This is a genomic window from Microbacterium canaveralium (assembly GCF_047238045.1).
Taxonomy (GTDB): Bacteria; Actinomycetota; Actinomycetes; order Actinomycetales; family Microbacteriaceae; genus Microbacterium.
Window position 1 is genome coordinate 1,520,058 of the sequence record NZ_JBDFMA010000003.1, and the last position, 16,992, is coordinate 1,537,049.

The following is a 16,992-nucleotide window of genomic DNA, read 5'->3' on the forward strand; positions in this document are numbered from 1 at the left end:
TACGCGCGGGGGCCGAGGCGCGGCGCGGGGCCCCAAACCGGGCAGCGGGCACGCGCGCCCCAGCTCAGCCCTCGGCCAGCGCCCGACCCCGCTCCTCGCGGAGGAACAGCGCGGCCACGACCGCGACGGCGAAGAACGCCGCGAACACCACGAACAGCAGCGGCGCACCGCCGAGACCCAGCAGCGGCGGAACGGTCAGCGGCGCGACGATGGAGGCGATGCGGCCCACGCCTGCGGCCCAGCCCGCGCCCGTTGCGCGCAACGGCGTCGGGTAGGTCTCGGGGGTGGCGGCGTACAGCGCGCCCCACGCGCCGAGGTTGAAGAACGACAGCGCCATCCCCGCGGCGATCACGGCGACCTCACCGGATGCCGTGCCGAACAACACCGCGGCCACCACCGACCCGGAGAGGAACGTCGCCAGCGTCGCCCGGCGCCCCCACGCCTCGATGAGCCACGCCGCGACGGCGTACCCGGGCAGCTGAGCGAGCGTGATGATGAGCGTGAAGCCGAAGGACCGCACCAGGTCGTACCCCTGCGACACGAGGATCGTCGGGATCCAGATGAACGCCCCGTAGTACGAGAAGTTCACGCAGAACCACAGCACCCACAGCGCCGCGGTCCGGCCGCGGAGCGGTGCCGCCCACAGCGCGGATACCCGGGCGCGAGGCGCGGCATGCGTCGGGCCGGTCTCGGTCGGAGCGGGGGTGAACGACACCCGACCGGCAGCCGCCTCGAAGTCGCGTACGATCGCCGAAGCCTCGGCATCCCTCCCCCGGCTCGACAGCCAGCGCGGCGACTCGGGCAGCCCCCAGCGCACGAGCAGCGCGTACGCGGCGGGGATCGCGCCGAGCGCGAACGCCCAGCGCCAGCCGTCGACCGACGAGGGGACGACGAGGTAGCCGATCACGGCGGATGCCGTCCAGCCGATCGCCCAGAACGCCTCGAGGAAGACGATGACGCGGCCGCGCATCCGGGCCGGAGCGAACTCGCTCACGTAGGTCGACGCGACGGGCAGCTCCGCACCGAGGCCGAGCCCGACGATAAAGCGGAGGATCAGGAGAGCCACGAGCCCGCCGACGAGCGCGCTCGCTCCCGTCGCCACGCCATAGACGAGGAGCGTGATCGCGAAGACGCGGCGCCGGCCGAACCGGTCGGCGAGCAGCCCGCCCAGGCTCGCGCCGATCGCCATCCCGGCAAAACCGGCCGACGCGATCCATGACGTCTCGGACGGCGCGAGCTGCCACTGCGCCGCGAGCGCGGCGATGATGAACGAGATGAGCCCGACGTCCATGGCATCCAGGGCCCAGCCGATCCCCGATCCGCCGAGCACCCGCGCGTGGCGGCGGGTGAACGGGAGAGCGTCGAGGCGTTCCGCGATGGCCGCGACGTCGGTCGAGGTGGTCACCGGATGCCGGCCGTCTCGGTCTCGGCGAGCATCTCGTGCACGAGCGGGAGGACGCGCGTGCCGTACAGCTCGATGCTCGACAGGAGCCGGTCGTGCGAGATCGATCCGCTGGCGAACTTCAGCTGGAAACGCGTGTTGCCCAGCGCCCGAACGGTCGCGGCGATCTTGCGGGCGACGGTCTCGGGCGAACCGATGTACATCGATCCCTCGGGGCCGACGTCGTGCTGGAACCGCAGGCGGTTGTACTCGGGCCACCCGCGCTCGCGGCCGATCGTGTTGTTGAGCGCGGCGACGCCCTCGTACGCCTCTTCCCACGCCTGCTGATCTGTAGCGGCGATGTGCCCGGGCGAGTGCACCGAGATCGGCATCTGCGGCTTGCCGAATTCTTCGAGCGACCGACGGTACAGGTCGGCGAAGGGACGGAATCGCGCGGACGAGCCACCGATGATCGCGAGGACGAGGCCGTAGCCGTACCGCGCAGCGCGAACCACCGACTCCGGCGATCCGCCGACGCCGACCCACGCCTTCAGCCCGTTCTCGGTCTTCGGGTACACGTCGGCGTCCTCGAGGGCGGCGCGCGTGCGTCCCGACCACGTCACCGGCTTCTCGTCGAGGAGCAGCGAGAACAGCTCGAGCTTCTCCTCGAAGAGCTGCTCGTAGTCGCGCAGGTCGTATCCGAACAGCGGGAACGACTCGATGAACGATCCGCGGCCGAGGATGACCTCGGCGCGGCCGTTCGACACGGCATCCAGGGTGGAGAAGCGCTCGAAGACCCGCACCGGGTCATCCGACGAGAGAACGGTGACCGCCGTGCCGAGATGAATGTTCTTCGTGCGGGCTGCGGCGGCGGCGAGGACGATCTCGGGGCTCGTGACCGCGAAGTCCTTGCGGTGGTGCTCCCCCACGCCGAAGAACGACAGCCCGACCTCGTCGGCGAGCACGGCCTGGTCGACGACGTTGCGGATCGTCTGGGCGTCGGACTGCAGGCTCCCGTCGGGTCCGCGGGAAATGTCTCCGAAGGTGTCGAGTCCGAGCTCGAGCGGGCGATCGTTCATGGCGTCTCCTTGCATTCGGATGAATGAACTTTATGCCCCCCGGCGGTATTCCCGAGAATCGGGGCGTCTCCTCGGGGAAACGCCCCGATCTCGATTCACGCGGATGCCAGAGCAGCCCGCAGTGTGTCGAGTCCGACGCCGCCGATTCCCAGCGCCTTCGTGTGGAACGCCTTCATCGAGAAGTCGGCGCCTTCTCTCTCGCGAGCCTCGTCGCGCACCTGCTCCCAGATGCGCTGGCCGACCTTGTACGACGGAGCCTGTCCCGGCCAACCGAGGTAGCGGTTGACCTCGAACCGGACGAACTCCTCGGGCATGTTGACGTTGCGCAGCATGAACGCGAGCGCGTAGTCGTGATCCCAGACGCCCTCGCCGTCCAGCCGTGGCTTGCCGAGGTGGACGCCGATGTCGAGCACGACGCGCGCTGCGCGCATGCGCTGCCCGTCGAGCATGCCGAGGCGATCGGCGGGGTCGTCGAGGTAGCCGAGCTGCTCCATGAGGCGTTCGGCGTACAGCGCCCAGCCCTCGGCGTGTCCGCTGGTTCCGGCGAGCAGACGCCGCCACGAGTTCAGCTGACCCCGGTTGTAGACGGCCTGAGCGATCTGGAGGTGGTGACCCGGAACGCCCTCGTGATAGACCGTGGTCAGCTCGCGCCACGTGTCGAAGCTGTCGACGCCCTCCGGCACCGACCACCACATGCGGCCCGGGCGCGAGAAGTCGTCAGTGGGACCGGTGTAGTAGATGCCGCCCTCCTTCGTGGGGGCGATCATGCACTCGAGGCGGCGGATCGGGTCGGCGATGTCGAAGTGGGTGCGCCCCAGCTCTTCCACCGCCTGGTCGCTCGTGCGCTGCATCCACTCCTGGAGGGCCGCGGTGCCGTGCAGCTTCCGCGACTCATCCTTCTCGAGGAACGCCACCGCCTCTTCGACGCTGGCGCCGGGGAGGATCTCGTTCGCGATCGACTCCTGCTCGGCCACCATGCGCGCGAGCTCTTCGACACCCCAGTCGTACGTCTCGTCGAGGTCGATGGTGGCGCCGAGGAACTGACGCGAGTGCAGGGCGTAGAGCTCGCGGCCCACGCCGTCGGTCTCGCCCGCGACGGGGGCCAGCTCGGACGAAAGGAAGGATGCCAGCGCGTCGTAGGCGACGCGCGCGGCACCGGCGTTCTGATCGAGGTCGCGCGCGAGCGACGCGGGCAACTGCCCCTCGTCGGGGCCCGCGTCCCCCACGAACTCGGCGAAGAAGCCGGTGTCGGCGGTGTAGCGCGCGATCTGGGTCGCGACCTCCGTCACCTGACGCCGTGCGGGGACCACACCCCGAGCGATGCCTTCGCGCAACGTCGCGATGTACCCGTCGATCGCCGCGGGCAGGGCCTTCAGACGCGTCGAGATCGTCGACCAGTCGTCGATCGTCGCGGTCGGCATGAGGTCGAACGCCTGCCGCAGGTCTTGAGCGGGCGAGGCGATCACGTTCACGTCGCGCAGGTGCGTGTTCGCGGCGTGGAGTTCGAGGTGCAGGTCGAGCTCGCGACCGAGGTCCATTCTCGTGACCTCGTCGATCGCGTCGACGGGAGTGGCGTTGTCGAGGGCTGCTTTGGTCGCCCGGGCTTGATCGGCGAGCTCGTTGGCGCCCTCCGGACTGTAGTCGCCGAAACGGTCGTTGTATTCCGTGCGTCCGATGTAGGTCGCGAGCGTCGGCACGCGCTCGGCCAGGGTGTCCACCCACGCGTCGGCGATCGTGTCGATCGCCGTGGGAGTGCGTTGTGCATCAGTCATAGGTCGAGCCTAGGCATGGGCCGGTGGCCTGACCACCCGGGGTGCCGACCGCCACCCCGAGGCCGGGGTCAGTGCCCGGCCTCGTCCCAATCGCCGCCGCGACCGATCTGCACGTCGAGGGGCACGGAAAGGTCGGCGGCGTCGGCCATCCGGGCTCGGACGATGTTCTCCGCCGCGTCCCACTCCCCCGGCGCGACCTCGACGACGAGTTCGTCGTGGATCTGCAGCAGCACACGCGAGCGCAGACCCGTGGATGCCAGTTCCTCGCGGATGCGGAACAGCGCGATCTTCATGATGTCGGCGGCGCTGCCCTGGATCGGGGCGTTGAGCGCGGCGCGCTCGGCGTTTTCGCGCAGCACACGGTTCATGCTCGTGAGGTCGGGGAACGGCCGCCGGCGCCCGAAGATCGTCTCGGTGTACCCGTCTTGCCGGGCCTGCTCGACCGACCCGCGCAGGTAGTCGCGCACGGCGCCGAACCGGGCGAAGTACTCCAGCATGAGCTGCTTGGCCTCGGACTGCTCGATCCGTAGCTGCTTCGACAGCCCGAACGCCGACAGCCCGTAGACGAGACCGTACGACATGGCCTTGACCTTGGTGCGCATGGCCGGCGTGACCTCCGACGGCTCGACCCCGAACACGCGGGAGCCGACGAATCGGTGCAGGTCTTCGCCGGAGTTGAACGCCTCGATGAGCCCGGGGTCACCGGAGAGGTGGGCCATGATGCGCATCTCGATCTGCGAGTAGTCGGCGGTCAGGAGCGTCTCGTACCCCTCGCCGACCTCGAACGCGGCGCGGATGCGACGGCTCTCCTCGGTGCGGATCGGGATGTTCTGCAGGTTCGGGTCGGTGCTGGAGAGGCGTCCGGTCTGGCTGCCGGTCTGCACGTACGTCGTGTGGACGCGGCCGTCGGCGCCGATCGCCGCGTCGAGGGCGTCGATGATCTGCTTGAGCTTGGTCGCTTCGCGGTGACGCAGCAGGAGGTCGAGGAAGGGGTGGTGCGCGTTCTCTTGCAGGTCGGCCAGCGCCGCGGCATCCGTGGTGTATCCGCTCTTGGTCTTGCGGGTCTTCGGCAGTTGCAGTTCGTCGAAGAGCACTTCCTGCAGCTGCTTCGGGGAGCCCAGGTTGACCTCGTGGCCGATCGAGGCATACGCCTGCTGCGCGAGCTCGTCGGCCCGTGCAGCCAACTCGCCGGAGAATCGCGCCAGCTTCTCATGCGAGACGGCGACACCGGCCAGCTCCATGTCGGCCAGGGCGCTGAGCGTGGGCAGTTCGATGGTGTCGAGCACCTCGGCCACGCGGCCCGGCAACTCCTCGCGCTGGGCATCCGACACCCGACGCACGTACCACGACAGCTGGCCGGGGGTGGCACCCTCGGTCTCGGGTACGAGCTGCGTCGGATCGGCCTCGGGAAGCTTCTCACCGAGGTAGCGGTCGACGAGGTCGGCCAGGGTCTTGTCGGGGAAACTCGGCCGCACGAGCCACCCCGCGAGGATCACGTCGTCGGCGATCCCTCCGACCTCGACGCCGTGGCGGGCGAGGGCCTTCAGCTGGGGCTTCGCGCCGGCGAAGGTCTTCGGGGCATCGGATGCCAGCCACCCGGCAAGAGCGTCGCGCACAGCGTCGGTCCAGTCGGCCTCGGCCGCGGAGTCCGCGGTTGCCAGGCCGATCCGCGATGGCCTCTGTCCGGCTAGATCCACCGTGACGCCGACGGTACCGGAGGCCGAGGTCGCCCAGGCGGCGATGCCCTCCGCGTCGAGAACGGCCGGAACCGGCGCGGTGGCCGTCGGCAGGGCCGGCTCGGCCCCCGCGGCGGGATCGGCGCCGAACGCATCGAAGACGCGCGGCAGGAGGGTTCGGAACTCGAGGCGGGCGAAGATGTCGCGCACGGCCTGGGTGTCGATGGGCTGCACGGCCAGATCGGCGGGCCCGAGGGGCAGGTCGACGTCGCGCAGCAGACGGTTCAACGCACGGTTGCGCGTGACGTCGTCGAGGTGCTCGCGCAGGTTGTTGCCCGCGACGCCGGTCACCTTGTCGGCGTTCTCGAGCAGCGCCTCGAGCGAACCCCACTGCGTCAGCCACTTCACGGCGGTCTTCTCCCCCACCTTGGGCACGCCCGGGAGGTTGTCGCTCGTCTCGCCGACGAGTGCCGCGATCTCGGGGTACTGCGCGGGCGGGAGACCGTACTTTTCGATGACGGCTTCGGTGTCGTAGCGCTTGAGCTGCGACACGCCCTGCACGTTCGGGTACAGCAGCGTGATGTCGTCGTTGACCAGCTGGATCGTGTCGCGGTCACCCGAGCACACGAGCACGGAGAACCCCTCGGCGGACGCCTCGGTCGCGAGGGTCGCCAGGATGTCGTCAGCCTCGACCTCTTCCTTCGTCAGCACGGGGACGTTCAGGGCGCGGAGGCAGTCCTGCAGGAGCGGGATCTGTCCCTTGAACTCGGCCGGGGACTCGCTGCGATTGGCCTTGTACTCGCTGTACTCCTTCGTACGGAAGGACTGCCTCGAGGTGTCGAAGGCGACCGCGAGATGCGTGGGCTTCTCGGCCTTCACGAGGTTGACGAACATCGACAGGAAGCCGTAGATGCCGTTCGTGTGCTGACCGTCCTTCGTGGAGAAGTTGTCGACGGGGAGAGCGTAGAACGCCCGGTAGGCCAGCGAGTGGCCGTCGACGACGAGGAGAGTAGGCTTTTCGGCATCCGTCACTCGTCCAGCGTAACGAGAACCACGGACACTCCCCCGGCCGCGGCCCTCGGAAGGCGACGATGACCTCCACGACACCCGACACCACGTCCGGACTCGACTGGGCGAAGCAGCGCGGCATGGGCGCCCTCGCCGAGAAGATGGGCATCGAGTGGGTCGAGTTCTCGATCGAGCGCTGCGTCGCCACGATGCCCGTCGAGGGCAACACTCAGCCCGTCGGTCTCCTCCACGGCGGCGCGTACGTCGTTCTCGGTGAGTCGCTCGGCTCGATGGCGGCCAACCTGCACGCCGGAGCCGGACGGCTCGCCGTGGGCATCGACATCAACGCCACCCACACCCGCTCCGCGACCTCGGGCGTCGTGACCGGCGTCTGCACCCCGATCCACCTCGGCCGCTCGCTCACCGTCCATGAAATCGCCGTCACCGACGAGCAGGGTCGCCGCTGTTCGACGATCCGCATCACGAACATGATCAAGGACGCGCCGGCCTCTTGAGGCCGGAAACAGAAATGGATGCCACCGCGGTGGCATCCATTTCTCGTTGATCTGCGAGCGTCAGCCCTTCTTCGGGGCCAGCTGCTCGATGATGGCCTTCGCCACGTCCTGCATCGTGAGGCGGCGGTCCATGGACGCCTTCTGGATCCAGCGGAACGCCTCGGGCTCGGACAGGCCCATCTTCTCGTTCAGCAGGCCCTTCGCGCGGTCGACGAGCTTGCGCGTCTCGAAGCGCTCGACCATGTCGGCGACCTCGGCCTCGAGCGTGATGATCTGCTCGTACCGGGCCAGGGCGATCTCGATCGCCGGAAGCAGATCGTTGGGCGTGAACGGCTTCACCACGTAGGCCAGCGCGCCGGCCTCGCTCGCGCGCTCCACGAGCTCCTTCTGGCTGAACGCCGTCAGCAACACCACCGGGGCGATGTGGTTCTTGCTCAGCTTCTCGGCCGCGCTGATGCCGTCGAGCTGCGGCATCTTCACGTCCATGATCACCAGATCGGGGCGCAGCTCGGTGGCCAGCTGGACGGCGGTCTCGCCGTCACCGGCTTCGCCGACGACGTCGAAGCCGTTGTCGCGCAGGATTTCGACGATGTCGAGGCGGATGAGCGACTCGTCTTCCGCCACGACGACGCGACGGGGGGCGGTGGGCGCGCTCACCGGCGCGGCTTCGTGATCTGTCACGGTTCCATCCTATGGCTGAGTCTGCGAGGAGCACCGGTACGGCGACCTCGGAGTGCGGTGCTGTCCGGCACCGCGGGGAAAAAGGATATCGGGTCGACCCCGCGAAGGAGCCGACCCGTCATCGTGCCGGTGGTGGGATTCGAACCCACACGCCCTTTCGGACAGAGCATTTTGAGTGCCCCGCGTCTGCCATTCCGCCACACCGGCCGGTGTTTCGCTTCCCCAACCTACCTGGCGGGGAGGAGGCGACGCGCGCCGGCGGAACCGGCGCGCGTCGCCCGAGGGTCAGTTGTCCTTGTAGCCCGGAGCTGCGCCGTGCAGTGCGTCGCCCACGCGGTGCACGCGCAGGTCGTTCGTGGAACCGGCGATTCCGGGAGGGGAACCGGAGATCACGACGACCTTGTCGCCGACCTTCGCGAGGTCGTTCGACAGGAGGTGGTCGTCCACCTGGAGGAACATCTTGTCGGTGTGCGACACGTGCTCGACGAGCGTCGAGCGCACGCCCCACGTCAGCGCGAGACGGCGGCGGATGCCGGGCTCGGGCGTGAACGCGATCATCGGGATCGTGGAACGCAGGCGCGACATGCGGCGGGCCGAGTCACCGGACTCGGTGAACACGCACAGGTACTTGGCCTCGACGAAGTCGGCCACCTCGACGGCGGCGAGCGTGATCGCGCCACCCTGGGTGCGCGGCTTGTTCGTCAGCGGAGCGATCCGCTCCAGGCCGTGCTCCTCGGTGGACTGCACGATACGGGCCATCGTCTCGACGACGACGACCGGGTACGCGCCCACGCTCGTCTCGCCCGAGAGCATCACGGCGTCGGCACCGTCGAGCACCGCGTTGGCGACGTCGCTGGTCTCGGCGCGCGTGGGCACGGGGTTCGTGATCATCGATTCGAGCATCTGGGTGGCCACGATGACGGGCTTCGCCATGCGGCGCGACAGCTCGACCGCGCGCTTCTGCACGATCGGCACAGCCTCGAGCGGGAGCTCCACACCCAGGTCGCCGCGGGCGACCATGATGCCGTCGAACGCGTCGATGATCTCTTCGAGGTTGTCGACCGCTTGCGGCTTCTCGATCTTGGCGATGACGGGGATGTAGCGTCCCTCTTCGCCCATGATCTCGTGCACGCGCTCGATGTCCGTGGCATCCCGGACGAACGACAGGGCGATGAGGTCGGCTCCCGCGCGCAGGCCCCAGCGCAGGTCGGCCTCGTCCTTCTCGCTCAGGGCGGGGACGTTCACGGCCACGCCGGGAAGGTTGATGCCCTTGTTGTTGGACACCGGTCCGCCGACGATGACCTTGGTGGTCACGACGGTGCCGTCGGTCTCGACGACCTCGACCCGGACCTTGCCGTCGTCGATGAGGAGGAAGTCGCCGGGACGCACGTCCTGCGGCAGCCCCTTGAAGGTGGTGCCGACGATCTCCTTCGTGCCGAGGATGTCCTCGATCGTGATCTTGAAGATGTCGCCGGGGGCGAGATCGTGGGGACCGTTCTCGAACTTGCCGAGGCGGATCTTGGGACCCTGCAGGTCGACGAGCGCGGCGACCGGGCGGCCCGCGTCTTCGGCCGCCTTGCGCACATTGGCGAAGTTGGCGTCGTGCACGGAATAGTCTCCGTGGCTCAGGTTCAGTCGGGCGACGTCCACCCCGGCGTCGATGATGGCGCGAACCATTTCATACGACGACGTGGCGGGGCCGAGGGTTGCGACGATCTTGGCGCGTCTCATCCGTTTTCAAGCTCCGTGAGGATATTCGGGAAGTGGCCGATCGGCCCTTGCCAGCTTAGGCGGGCAGGAGGCCGATGGCGACATCGGTCGGGCGCACGGGTGCGGGGAGCACCGTCTCGCCCATGAGGAACGTGTCGACCTCGGACGCCGCGGCACGACCCTCGGCGATGGCCCAGACGATCAGCGACTGGCCGCGACCGGCATCGCCCGCGACGAACACGCCGGGCGCGGTCGTGGCGTAGGTGGCGTCGCGCTCGACGTTCCCGCGAGAGGTGAACTGCGCGCCCAGCTGCTGCTCGAGGTTCTCCCGCTCGGGACCGGTGAAGCCCATCGCGATGAGCACCAGGTCGGCGGGGATCTCGCGCTCGGTGCCGCTCTTGGGCACACGGCGTCCGTCGACGTACTCGGTCTCGGCGACGCGCAGAGCGCGCACCTCGCCCGCGTCGTTGCCGAGGAACTCCACCGTCGAGGCGAGGAACGTGCGCTCCCCGCCCTCCTCGTGTGCGGAGGCCATCTCGAACAGGTTCGGCATCATGGGCCAGGGCTGGTCCATCGGACGCTCGGAGGGCGGCTGCTTGCCGATCGCCAGGTTGGTGACGCTCAGCGCACCCTGGCGGTGGGCGGTGCCGATGCAGTCCGCACCCGTGTCGCCACCGCCGATGACGACGACGTGCTTGCCGTGCGCGGTGATCTGCTGCGGAACCTGGTCGCCCGCGACGACCTTGTTTCCCTCGACGAGGTACTCCATGGCGAAGTGCACGCCGTCGAGGTCGCGGCCGGGGATCGACAGGTCGCGCGGAACGGTGGAGCCCGTGGCCACCACGACGGCGTCGTAGCGGGCACGCAGGTCGCTCCACGAGATGTCGGTGCCGATCTCGACGCCCGCGCGGAAGCGGGTGCCCTCGGCCTGCATCTGACGCAGCCGCAGCTCGAGGTGGCGCTTCTCCATCTTGAAGTCCGGGATGCCGTACCGGAGGAGTCCGCCGATGCGGTCGTCACGCTCGTACACGGCCACCGTGTGTCCGGCGCGCGTGAGCTGCTGAGCGGCGGCGAGTCCGGCGGGACCGGAGCCGACGACCGCGACGGTCTTGCCGGTGAGGCGCTCCGGCGGCTCGGGCTCGACCCAGCCGTTGGAGAACGCCTCGTCGATGATCGAGACCTCGACCTGCTTGATGGTCACGGCCGGCTGGTTGATGCCGAGCACGCACGAGCTCTCGCAGGGCGCGGGGCACAGCCGACCCGTGAACTCCGGGAAGTTGTTCGTCGCGTGCAGGCGCTCGATCGCGGCACGGCCCTCGCCGCGCCACGTGAGGTCGTTCCACTCCGGGATGAGGTTGCCCAGCGGGCAGCCCTTGTGGCAGAACGGGATGCCGCAGTCCATGCAACGACCGGCCTGGCGGCGGATGACGGCCTGGTCACCCGGCTCGTACACCTCTTTCCAGTCCATGATCCGCACGGGAACGGGACGACGCGGCGGAAGCTCCCGCTGCGTGGTCTTGAGAAAGCCCTTCGGGTCAGCCACCCGTCACCTCCAGAATGCGCGTCCAGACGACCTCGCCGTCGGGGTCGAGCCCCTCGGCGACGGCCTCCTGGCGGGTCTGCATCACCGCGGCGTAGTCGCGCGGCAGCACCCGGACGAAGTTCTCCACCTCGGCCTCGAAGTCCGCGAGCAGACGACGGGCGAGCGTGGAATCGGTTTCCGCGACGTGCTTCTCGAGCAGGTCGCGCAGGATCTCGGCATCCCCCGATCCGAGGGGGCCGAGTTCGAGCTCACCGGATGCCACGGCCTCACGGTTCACCAGGTCGGTGTCGAGCTTGTACACGTAGGCCTGTCCGCCGGACATGCCGGCGCCGAGGTTGCGGCCGGTCGCGCCGAGGATGACGGCCAATCCGCCGGTCATGTACTCCAGCGCGTGATCGCCGACGCCCTCGACGACGGCGGTCGCGCCCGAGTTGCGGACGAGGAACCGCTCCCCCACGACGCCGTTCAGGAACATCTGCCCCTGCGTGGCGCCGTAGCCGATGACGTTTCCGGCGATGACGTTCTCGGAGGCCTCGAAAGACGAACCGCGGGGCGGGCGCACGACGATCTTGCCGCCCGACAGGCCCTTGCCGACGTAGTCGTTCGAGTCGCCCTCGAGGCGCAGCGTGATGCCGGAGGGCATGAACGCGCCGAAGGACTGCCCGGCCGATCCGGTGAGCCGCACGTCGATCGCGCCGTCGGGGAGACCGTGCTCGCCGTGCGCCTTGGTGACGTGGTGGCCGAGCATCGTCCCCACCGCGCGTGCGGTGTTGCGCACGGGCAGCTCGATCGTGATCTGACCGCCGTGGGCGACGACGTCCTGCGCGCGCTCGATGAGCTGCACGTCGAAGTGCTCGTCGAGCTCGTGGTTCTGATTGCGGCCGTGGCGACGCGGCTCGTCGTCGGCGAACCGCGGACCCTCGAGGATCGGGGCGAGGTTCAGACCCCGTGCCTTCCAGTGCTCCACGGCGCCGTTGACGTCGAGAAGCTCGGCGCGGCCGACGATCTCGTCGATCGAGCGGTAGCCGAGGGCGGCGAGATACTCGCGCACCTCCTGCGCGATGAACTCCATGAAGTTCACGACGTACTCGGCCTTGCCCGTGAAGCGCTGGCGGAGGACCGGGTTCTGCGTCGCGACGCCGACCGGACACGTGTCGAGGTGGCAGACACGCATCATGATGCAGCCCGAGACGACGAGCGGCGCCGTGGCGAATCCGAACTCCTCGGCACCCAGGAGCGCACCGATGATGACATCGCGCCCGGTCTTCATCTGACCGTCGACCTGCACCACGACGCGGTCGCGCATGCCGTTGAGCATGAGCGTCTGCTGCGTCTCGGCCAGGCCCAGCTCCCACGGCGTGCCCGCGTGCTTGAGAGAGTTCATCGGGCTCGCGCCCGTGCCGCCGTCCTGTCCGGAGACGAGGATGACGTCACTCAGGGCCTTCGCCACGCCCGCCGCGACCGCGCCGATGCCCGACTGGCTCACGAGCTTGGTGTGGATGCGAGCCGCGGGGTTGGCGCGCTTGAGGTCGAAGATGAGCTGCTTGAGGTCTTCGATCGAGTAGATGTCGTGGTGCGGCGGCGGAGAGATGAGTCCGACGCCCGCGGTCGCGTGGCGGGTGCGGGCGACCCACGGGTACACCTTCGTCGGCGGCAGCTGCCCGCCCTCGCCGGGCTTGGCGCCCTGGGCGAGCTTGATCTGGATGTCGTCGGCCTCGGTGAGGTAGAGGCTGGTCACACCGAATCGACCAGACGCCACCTGCTTGATCGCGCTGCGGCGCTCGGGGTCGAGCAGACGATCGACGTCTTCTCCGCCCTCGCCCGTGTTCGACTTGCCGCCGATGCGATTCATCGCGATCGCCAGCGTCTCGTGCGCCTCCTGGGAGATCGAGCCGTAGCTCATCGCCCCCGTCGAGAAGCGCTTCACGATCGCCGAGACCGGCTCGACCTCGTCGATCGGCACGGGCGGCCGCTGGCCGGTGCGCAGCGAGAACAGGCCGCGCAGCGTCTTCAGCTCGTGGGCCTGGTCGTCGATGAGCTTGGTGTACTCGCGGAAGATGTCGTACCGGCGCTCGCGCGTGGCGTGCTGCAGGCGGAACACCGTGTCGGGGTTGAACAGGTGCGGTGCGCCGTCGCGGCGCCACTGGTACTCGCCGCCGGTCCACAGGCGCTCGTGTGCGCGGGCAGCGGCATCCTCGGGGTAGGCGTACTCGTGACGCGCGGCGTTCTCGGCCGCGATCACGTCGAGTCCGACGCCGCCCAGCTTGCTCTCGGTACCGGTGAAGTACGCGTCGACGAACTCGCGCGAAAGGCCGACGGCCTCGAACACCTGCGCACCCGCGTACGACGACACGGTCGAGATGCCCATCTTCGACATGATCTTCAGCACGCCCTTGCCGAGCGCGTAGATCAGGTTCTTCACGGCCTTCTCGGGCGTGACACCGGTGATGAAACCGGCGCGGACGAGGTACTCCACCGTCTCCATGGCGAGGTACGGGTTGACCGCCGACGCGCCGTACCCGATGAGGGTCGCCACGTGGTGGACCTCCCGCACGTCGCCGGCCTCGACCACGAGCCCGACCTTCATACGGGTCTCGTTGCGGATGAGGTGGTGGTGCACGGCCGCGAGCATGAGCAGCGACGGGATCGGAGCCAGGTCCTTGTTCGAGTCGCGGTCGCTGAGCACGATGAACTCGGCGCCGTCCTCGATGGCGTGGTCGACCTCGGAGCACATCTGCGCGATGCGCTTCTGCATGCCCTTGTGGCCGGCCTCGACCCGGTAGAGGCCGCGGATCGTCACCGACGAGCGTCCCGGCAGGGCTGTGTCGATGTGCTGGATCTTCGCGAGCTCGTCGTTGTCGATCACCGGGAAGTCCAGCGTCACGGTACGCGTGTGCTCGGGACCCCAGTCGAGGAGGTTGCGCTCGGGACCGAGTCCCAGCGACAGCGATGTGACGACCTCTTCGCGGATCGAGTCCAGCGGCGGGTTCGTGACCTGGGCGAACTGCTGCGTGAAGTAGTCGAACAGCAGGCGCGGACGGTCGCTGAGCACGGCGACCGGTGCGTCGCTGCCCATGGCGCCGAGGGGCTCGGTGCCGTTCTGGCCCATCGGGGTCAGCAGGATCCGGACTTCCTCTTCGGTGTAGCCGAAAGTCCGCTGGCGGCGGGTGATCGACGCGATCGGGTGCACGATGTGCTCGCGCTCGGGGAGCTCGGACAGGCGCACGCGTCCGGCATCCAGCCACTTCTGCCACGGCTCGAGCGTCGCGAGCTGCTTCTTGATCTCCTCGTCCTCGACGATGCGACCCTCGGCCGTGTCGACGAGGAACATGCGACCCGGCTGGAGGCGCCCGCGCCGCTTGATGCGGTCGGGTGCGAAGTCCAGGACACCGGTCTCGGAACCGATGACGACGAGTCCGTCCGTGGTCTCGGTCCAGCGGCCGGGGCGCAGGCCGTTGCGGTCGAGCGTGGCGCCCACGAGCGTGCCGTCGGTGAAGATGAGGGCCGCCGGGCCGTCCCACGGCTCCATCTGCATCGAGTGGTAGTCGTAGAACGCGCGCAGGTCGGGGTCGATCGTGGCCTGCTTCTCGTAGGCCTCGGGCACCATCATCATGATCGCGTGCGGAAGGCTGCGACCGGTCAGCGTCAGCAGCTCCAGCACCTCGTCGAAGGATGCCGAGTCGCTCGCGCCCTCCGTGCAGATGGGCAGCAGCGGACGCACGTCGCCGATCAGCTCGGACTCGAGCTGCGACTGACGCGCGCGCATCCAGTTGCGGTTCCCCTTGACCGTGTTGATCTCGCCGTTGTGCGCGAGCATGCGCAGCGGCTGCGCGAGCGGCCACGACGGGAACGTGTTCGTCGAGTACCGCGAGTGCACGACCGCGAGCTCGGAGGCGAAGCGCTCGTCCTGCAGGTCGGGGTAGAAGGGCTCGAGCTGCAGCGTCGTGACCATGCCCTTGTAGCCGAGGGTCCGGCTGGACAGCGAGACGAAGTAAGCGTCGAGCTCGTGGCGGGCACGCTTGCGAAGCCGGTACACGCGGCGGTCGAGGGCGATGCCCGACAGTGCAGGCTGGTCGCCCCCCGCGGGGTGCGAGACGAACAGCTGCTCGAAGGCGGGGCGTGCTTCGAACGCGAGCTTGCCGAGGTTCTCGGGCTCGGTAGGCACCTCGCGCCAGCCGAGGACCGTGAGGTTCTCCGCCTGGGCGAGCTTCTCGATGCCCGCCTTCTGCGCCGCGCGCTCCTCGTGACCGACCGGCAGGAAGACGAGACCGGCGGCGTACTCCCCCACCGGCGGCAGGTCGAAGTCCACGACCGCACGGAGGAAGGCGTCGGGCATCTGCGTCAGGATGCCCGCGCCGTCGCCGGTGCCGGCATCCGACCCGATGGCACCGCGGTGCTCGAGGTTGCGCAGAGCCGTCAGCGCCAGGTCGATGATGTCGTGTCCGGGCTCGCCGCGAAGCGTGGCGACCATGGCGAGACCACAGGCGTCCTTCTCGAACGCCGGGTCGTACATGCCCTGCCGGGCGGGGAAAGCGCCACCGACGGCGCCGGAACGGGAGCTCGAAGCCATACCAACCGTCCTCATGTTGATGCTGCGGATGGGACGACGTCGGCCCAGAAAGTTACTTCGTGGCGGGGCTGCTTGTGGCGCTGGTGCCGACGGTGTCGTTCGTCGCGGGCGGCTCGCTCACGTCGACGAAGTCAGTGGGGTCGGTCGAGTCTACAGCCCCGGGAGCCTTCGATTCGCGCCCCGGCTGGTACGGAGAGGGCTCGAGGCCGTGGTGGCGACGCGTCTGCACGATGAAGATCACGATGCCGAGCACGACACCGAAGATCGCAGCCCAGACGTTGGTGCGCAGGCCCAGGATGATGTCGCTGGGGTCGATCCGGATGGATTCCCAGACGATACGGCCCGCGCTGTACCAGACGAGGTACACGGCGAACTGCTTGCCCCACTGGAGGGCGAAGCGCTTGCCGACCCACAGGATCACCGCGGCGCCGAGAAGGTTCCAGATCACTTCGTAGAGGAAAGTCGGCTGGAAAAGAGTGCCGGCTGGCAGTCCGACGGGGATCGCGGAGTTGCCCGGAGCGATCTCCAGACCCCACGGGAGGTCGGTCGGCTGGCCGAACAGCTCCTGGTTGAACCAGTTGCCGAAGCGCCCCATCGCCTGCGCGATGATGAGGCCCGGGGCCAGCGCGTCGGCGAAGGTCCAGAAGCGGATGCCGGTCCACCTGCAGCCGAGGTACGCGCCGATGGCACCGCCGATCAGGGCGCCGTAGATCGCGATGCCGCCTTCCCAGATAGCCCAGACCGAGCCGGGCTGGAACGGGTTCCAAGGGTTGGACCCGGGGCCGAAATAGAAGCCCAGGTGGGTGACGACGTGATAGATCCGCGCGAAGACGATCGCGATGGGTACCGCCAGCAGGCAGATGTCGATGACGACCCACTTCTCGGCCCCGCGACGGGTCAGGCGCGCGTTCGTCAGGAACACGGCCACGATGATGCCCGCGACGATGCACAGGGCATAGAAGTGGATGCGCAGGGGTCCGAGATCGATGTACGAGATCGAGGGGCTCGGGATGCTGGCGAGCACGCCGGAGGCGGCGCTCGAGAGGGCGAACGTCAT

General features: G+C 68.8%; 10 protein-coding genes and 1 tRNA gene. 1 reads left to right on the forward strand and 10 read right to left on the reverse strand.

Translation table 11 applies throughout. The features are described 5' to 3' along the window. Positions 1–64: 64 nt before the first annotated feature. The 4 genes from ABC271_RS08245 to polA form a co-directional block, all read right to left on the reverse strand. Positions 65–1,405 (reverse strand): MFS transporter, encoded by a 1,341-nt coding sequence (locus ABC271_RS08245; RefSeq protein WP_412924410.1) that lies wholly within the window; start codon positions 1,403–1,405, stop codon positions 65–67. Further along, positions 1,402–2,460 carry an LLM class flavin-dependent oxidoreductase gene (locus ABC271_RS08250; protein WP_412924411.1) on the reverse strand — a complete coding sequence of 353 codons (1,059 nt, stop codon included), beginning with the start codon at positions 2,458–2,460 and terminating at the stop codon, positions 1,402–1,404. Before ABC271_RS08250 ends, ABC271_RS08245 begins: the two co-directional genes overlap by 4 nt. 95 nt (positions 2,461–2,555) lie before the next feature. After that, complete coding sequence (locus ABC271_RS08255; RefSeq protein WP_412924412.1) at positions 2,556–4,232, reverse strand: DUF885 domain-containing protein; 1,677 nt, start codon at positions 4,230–4,232, stop codon at positions 2,556–2,558. A 68-nt stretch (positions 4,233–4,300) separates the two neighbouring features. Beyond that, the gene (polA, locus tag ABC271_RS08260; protein ID WP_412924413.1) at positions 4,301–6,940 is read right to left on the reverse strand and encodes a DNA polymerase I; all 2,640 of its coding nucleotides are present in this window, start codon (positions 6,938–6,940) and stop codon (positions 4,301–4,303) included. Positions 6,941–6,999: 59 nt separating this feature from the next. Between polA and ABC271_RS08265 the strand changes: the two genes are divergently transcribed. Beyond that, entirely contained in the window at positions 7,000–7,431 is a 432-nt protein-coding gene (locus ABC271_RS08265; RefSeq protein WP_412924414.1) for a hotdog fold thioesterase, read from the forward strand. Positions 7,432–7,491: 60 nt separating this feature from the next. On the opposite strand, the gene ABC271_RS08270 is transcribed toward ABC271_RS08265, so the two are convergent. From ABC271_RS08270 to lgt, 6 genes are all read right to left on the reverse strand, one after another. After that, complete coding sequence (locus tag ABC271_RS08270) at positions 7,492–8,112, reverse strand: ANTAR domain-containing response regulator (RefSeq protein ID WP_022877510.1); 621 nt, start codon at positions 8,110–8,112, stop codon at positions 7,492–7,494. 124 nt (positions 8,113–8,236) lie between these two features. Beyond that, a tRNA-Leu gene (locus tag ABC271_RS08275) sits at positions 8,237–8,319 on the reverse strand. A gap of 78 nt (positions 8,320–8,397) precedes the next feature. Next, a complete protein-coding gene (pyk, locus tag ABC271_RS08280) occupies positions 8,398–9,843 on the reverse strand; it encodes a pyruvate kinase (RefSeq protein WP_412924415.1) in 1,446 nt (481 codons plus the stop codon). Between the two features lie 55 nt (positions 9,844–9,898). Then, entirely contained in the window at positions 9,899–11,365 is a 1,467-nt protein-coding gene (locus tag ABC271_RS08285) for a glutamate synthase subunit beta (protein ID WP_412924416.1), read from the reverse strand. Next, positions 11,358–15,935: a glutamate synthase large subunit gene (gene gltB / locus ABC271_RS08290; RefSeq protein ID WP_412924417.1), complete on the reverse strand. Its 4,578-nt coding sequence runs from the start codon at positions 15,933–15,935 to the stop codon at positions 11,358–11,360. Before gltB ends, ABC271_RS08285 begins: the two co-directional genes overlap by 8 nt. 52 nt (positions 15,936–15,987) lie before the next feature. Beyond that, a complete protein-coding gene (gene lgt, locus ABC271_RS08295; RefSeq protein WP_412924418.1) occupies positions 15,988–16,992 on the reverse strand; it encodes a prolipoprotein diacylglyceryl transferase in 1,005 nt (334 codons plus the stop codon).

Excerpts from the sequence above, each read along its gene's own strand:
- ABC271_RS08250 (WP_412924411.1), bottom strand. The coding sequence starts at position 2,460 with ATGAACGATCGCCCGCTCGAGCTCGGACTCGACACCTTCGGAGACATT.
- ABC271_RS08255 (WP_412924412.1), bottom strand. The coding sequence starts at position 4,232 with ATGACTGATGCACAACGCACTCCCACGGCGATCGACACGATCGCCGAC.
- ABC271_RS08265 (WP_412924414.1), top strand. The coding sequence starts at position 7,000 with ATGACCTCCACGACACCCGACACCACGTCCGGACTCGACTGGGCGAAG.
- pyk (WP_412924415.1), bottom strand. The coding sequence starts at position 9,843 with ATGAGACGCGCCAAGATCGTCGCAACCCTCGGCCCCGCCACGTCGTCG.
- gltB (WP_412924417.1), bottom strand. The coding sequence starts at position 15,935 with ATGGCTTCGAGCTCCCGTTCCGGCGCCGTCGGTGGCGCTTTCCCCGCC.
- lgt (WP_412924418.1), bottom strand. The coding sequence starts at position 16,992 with ATGACGTTCGCCCTCTCGAGCGCCGCCTCCGGCGTGCTCGCCAGCATC.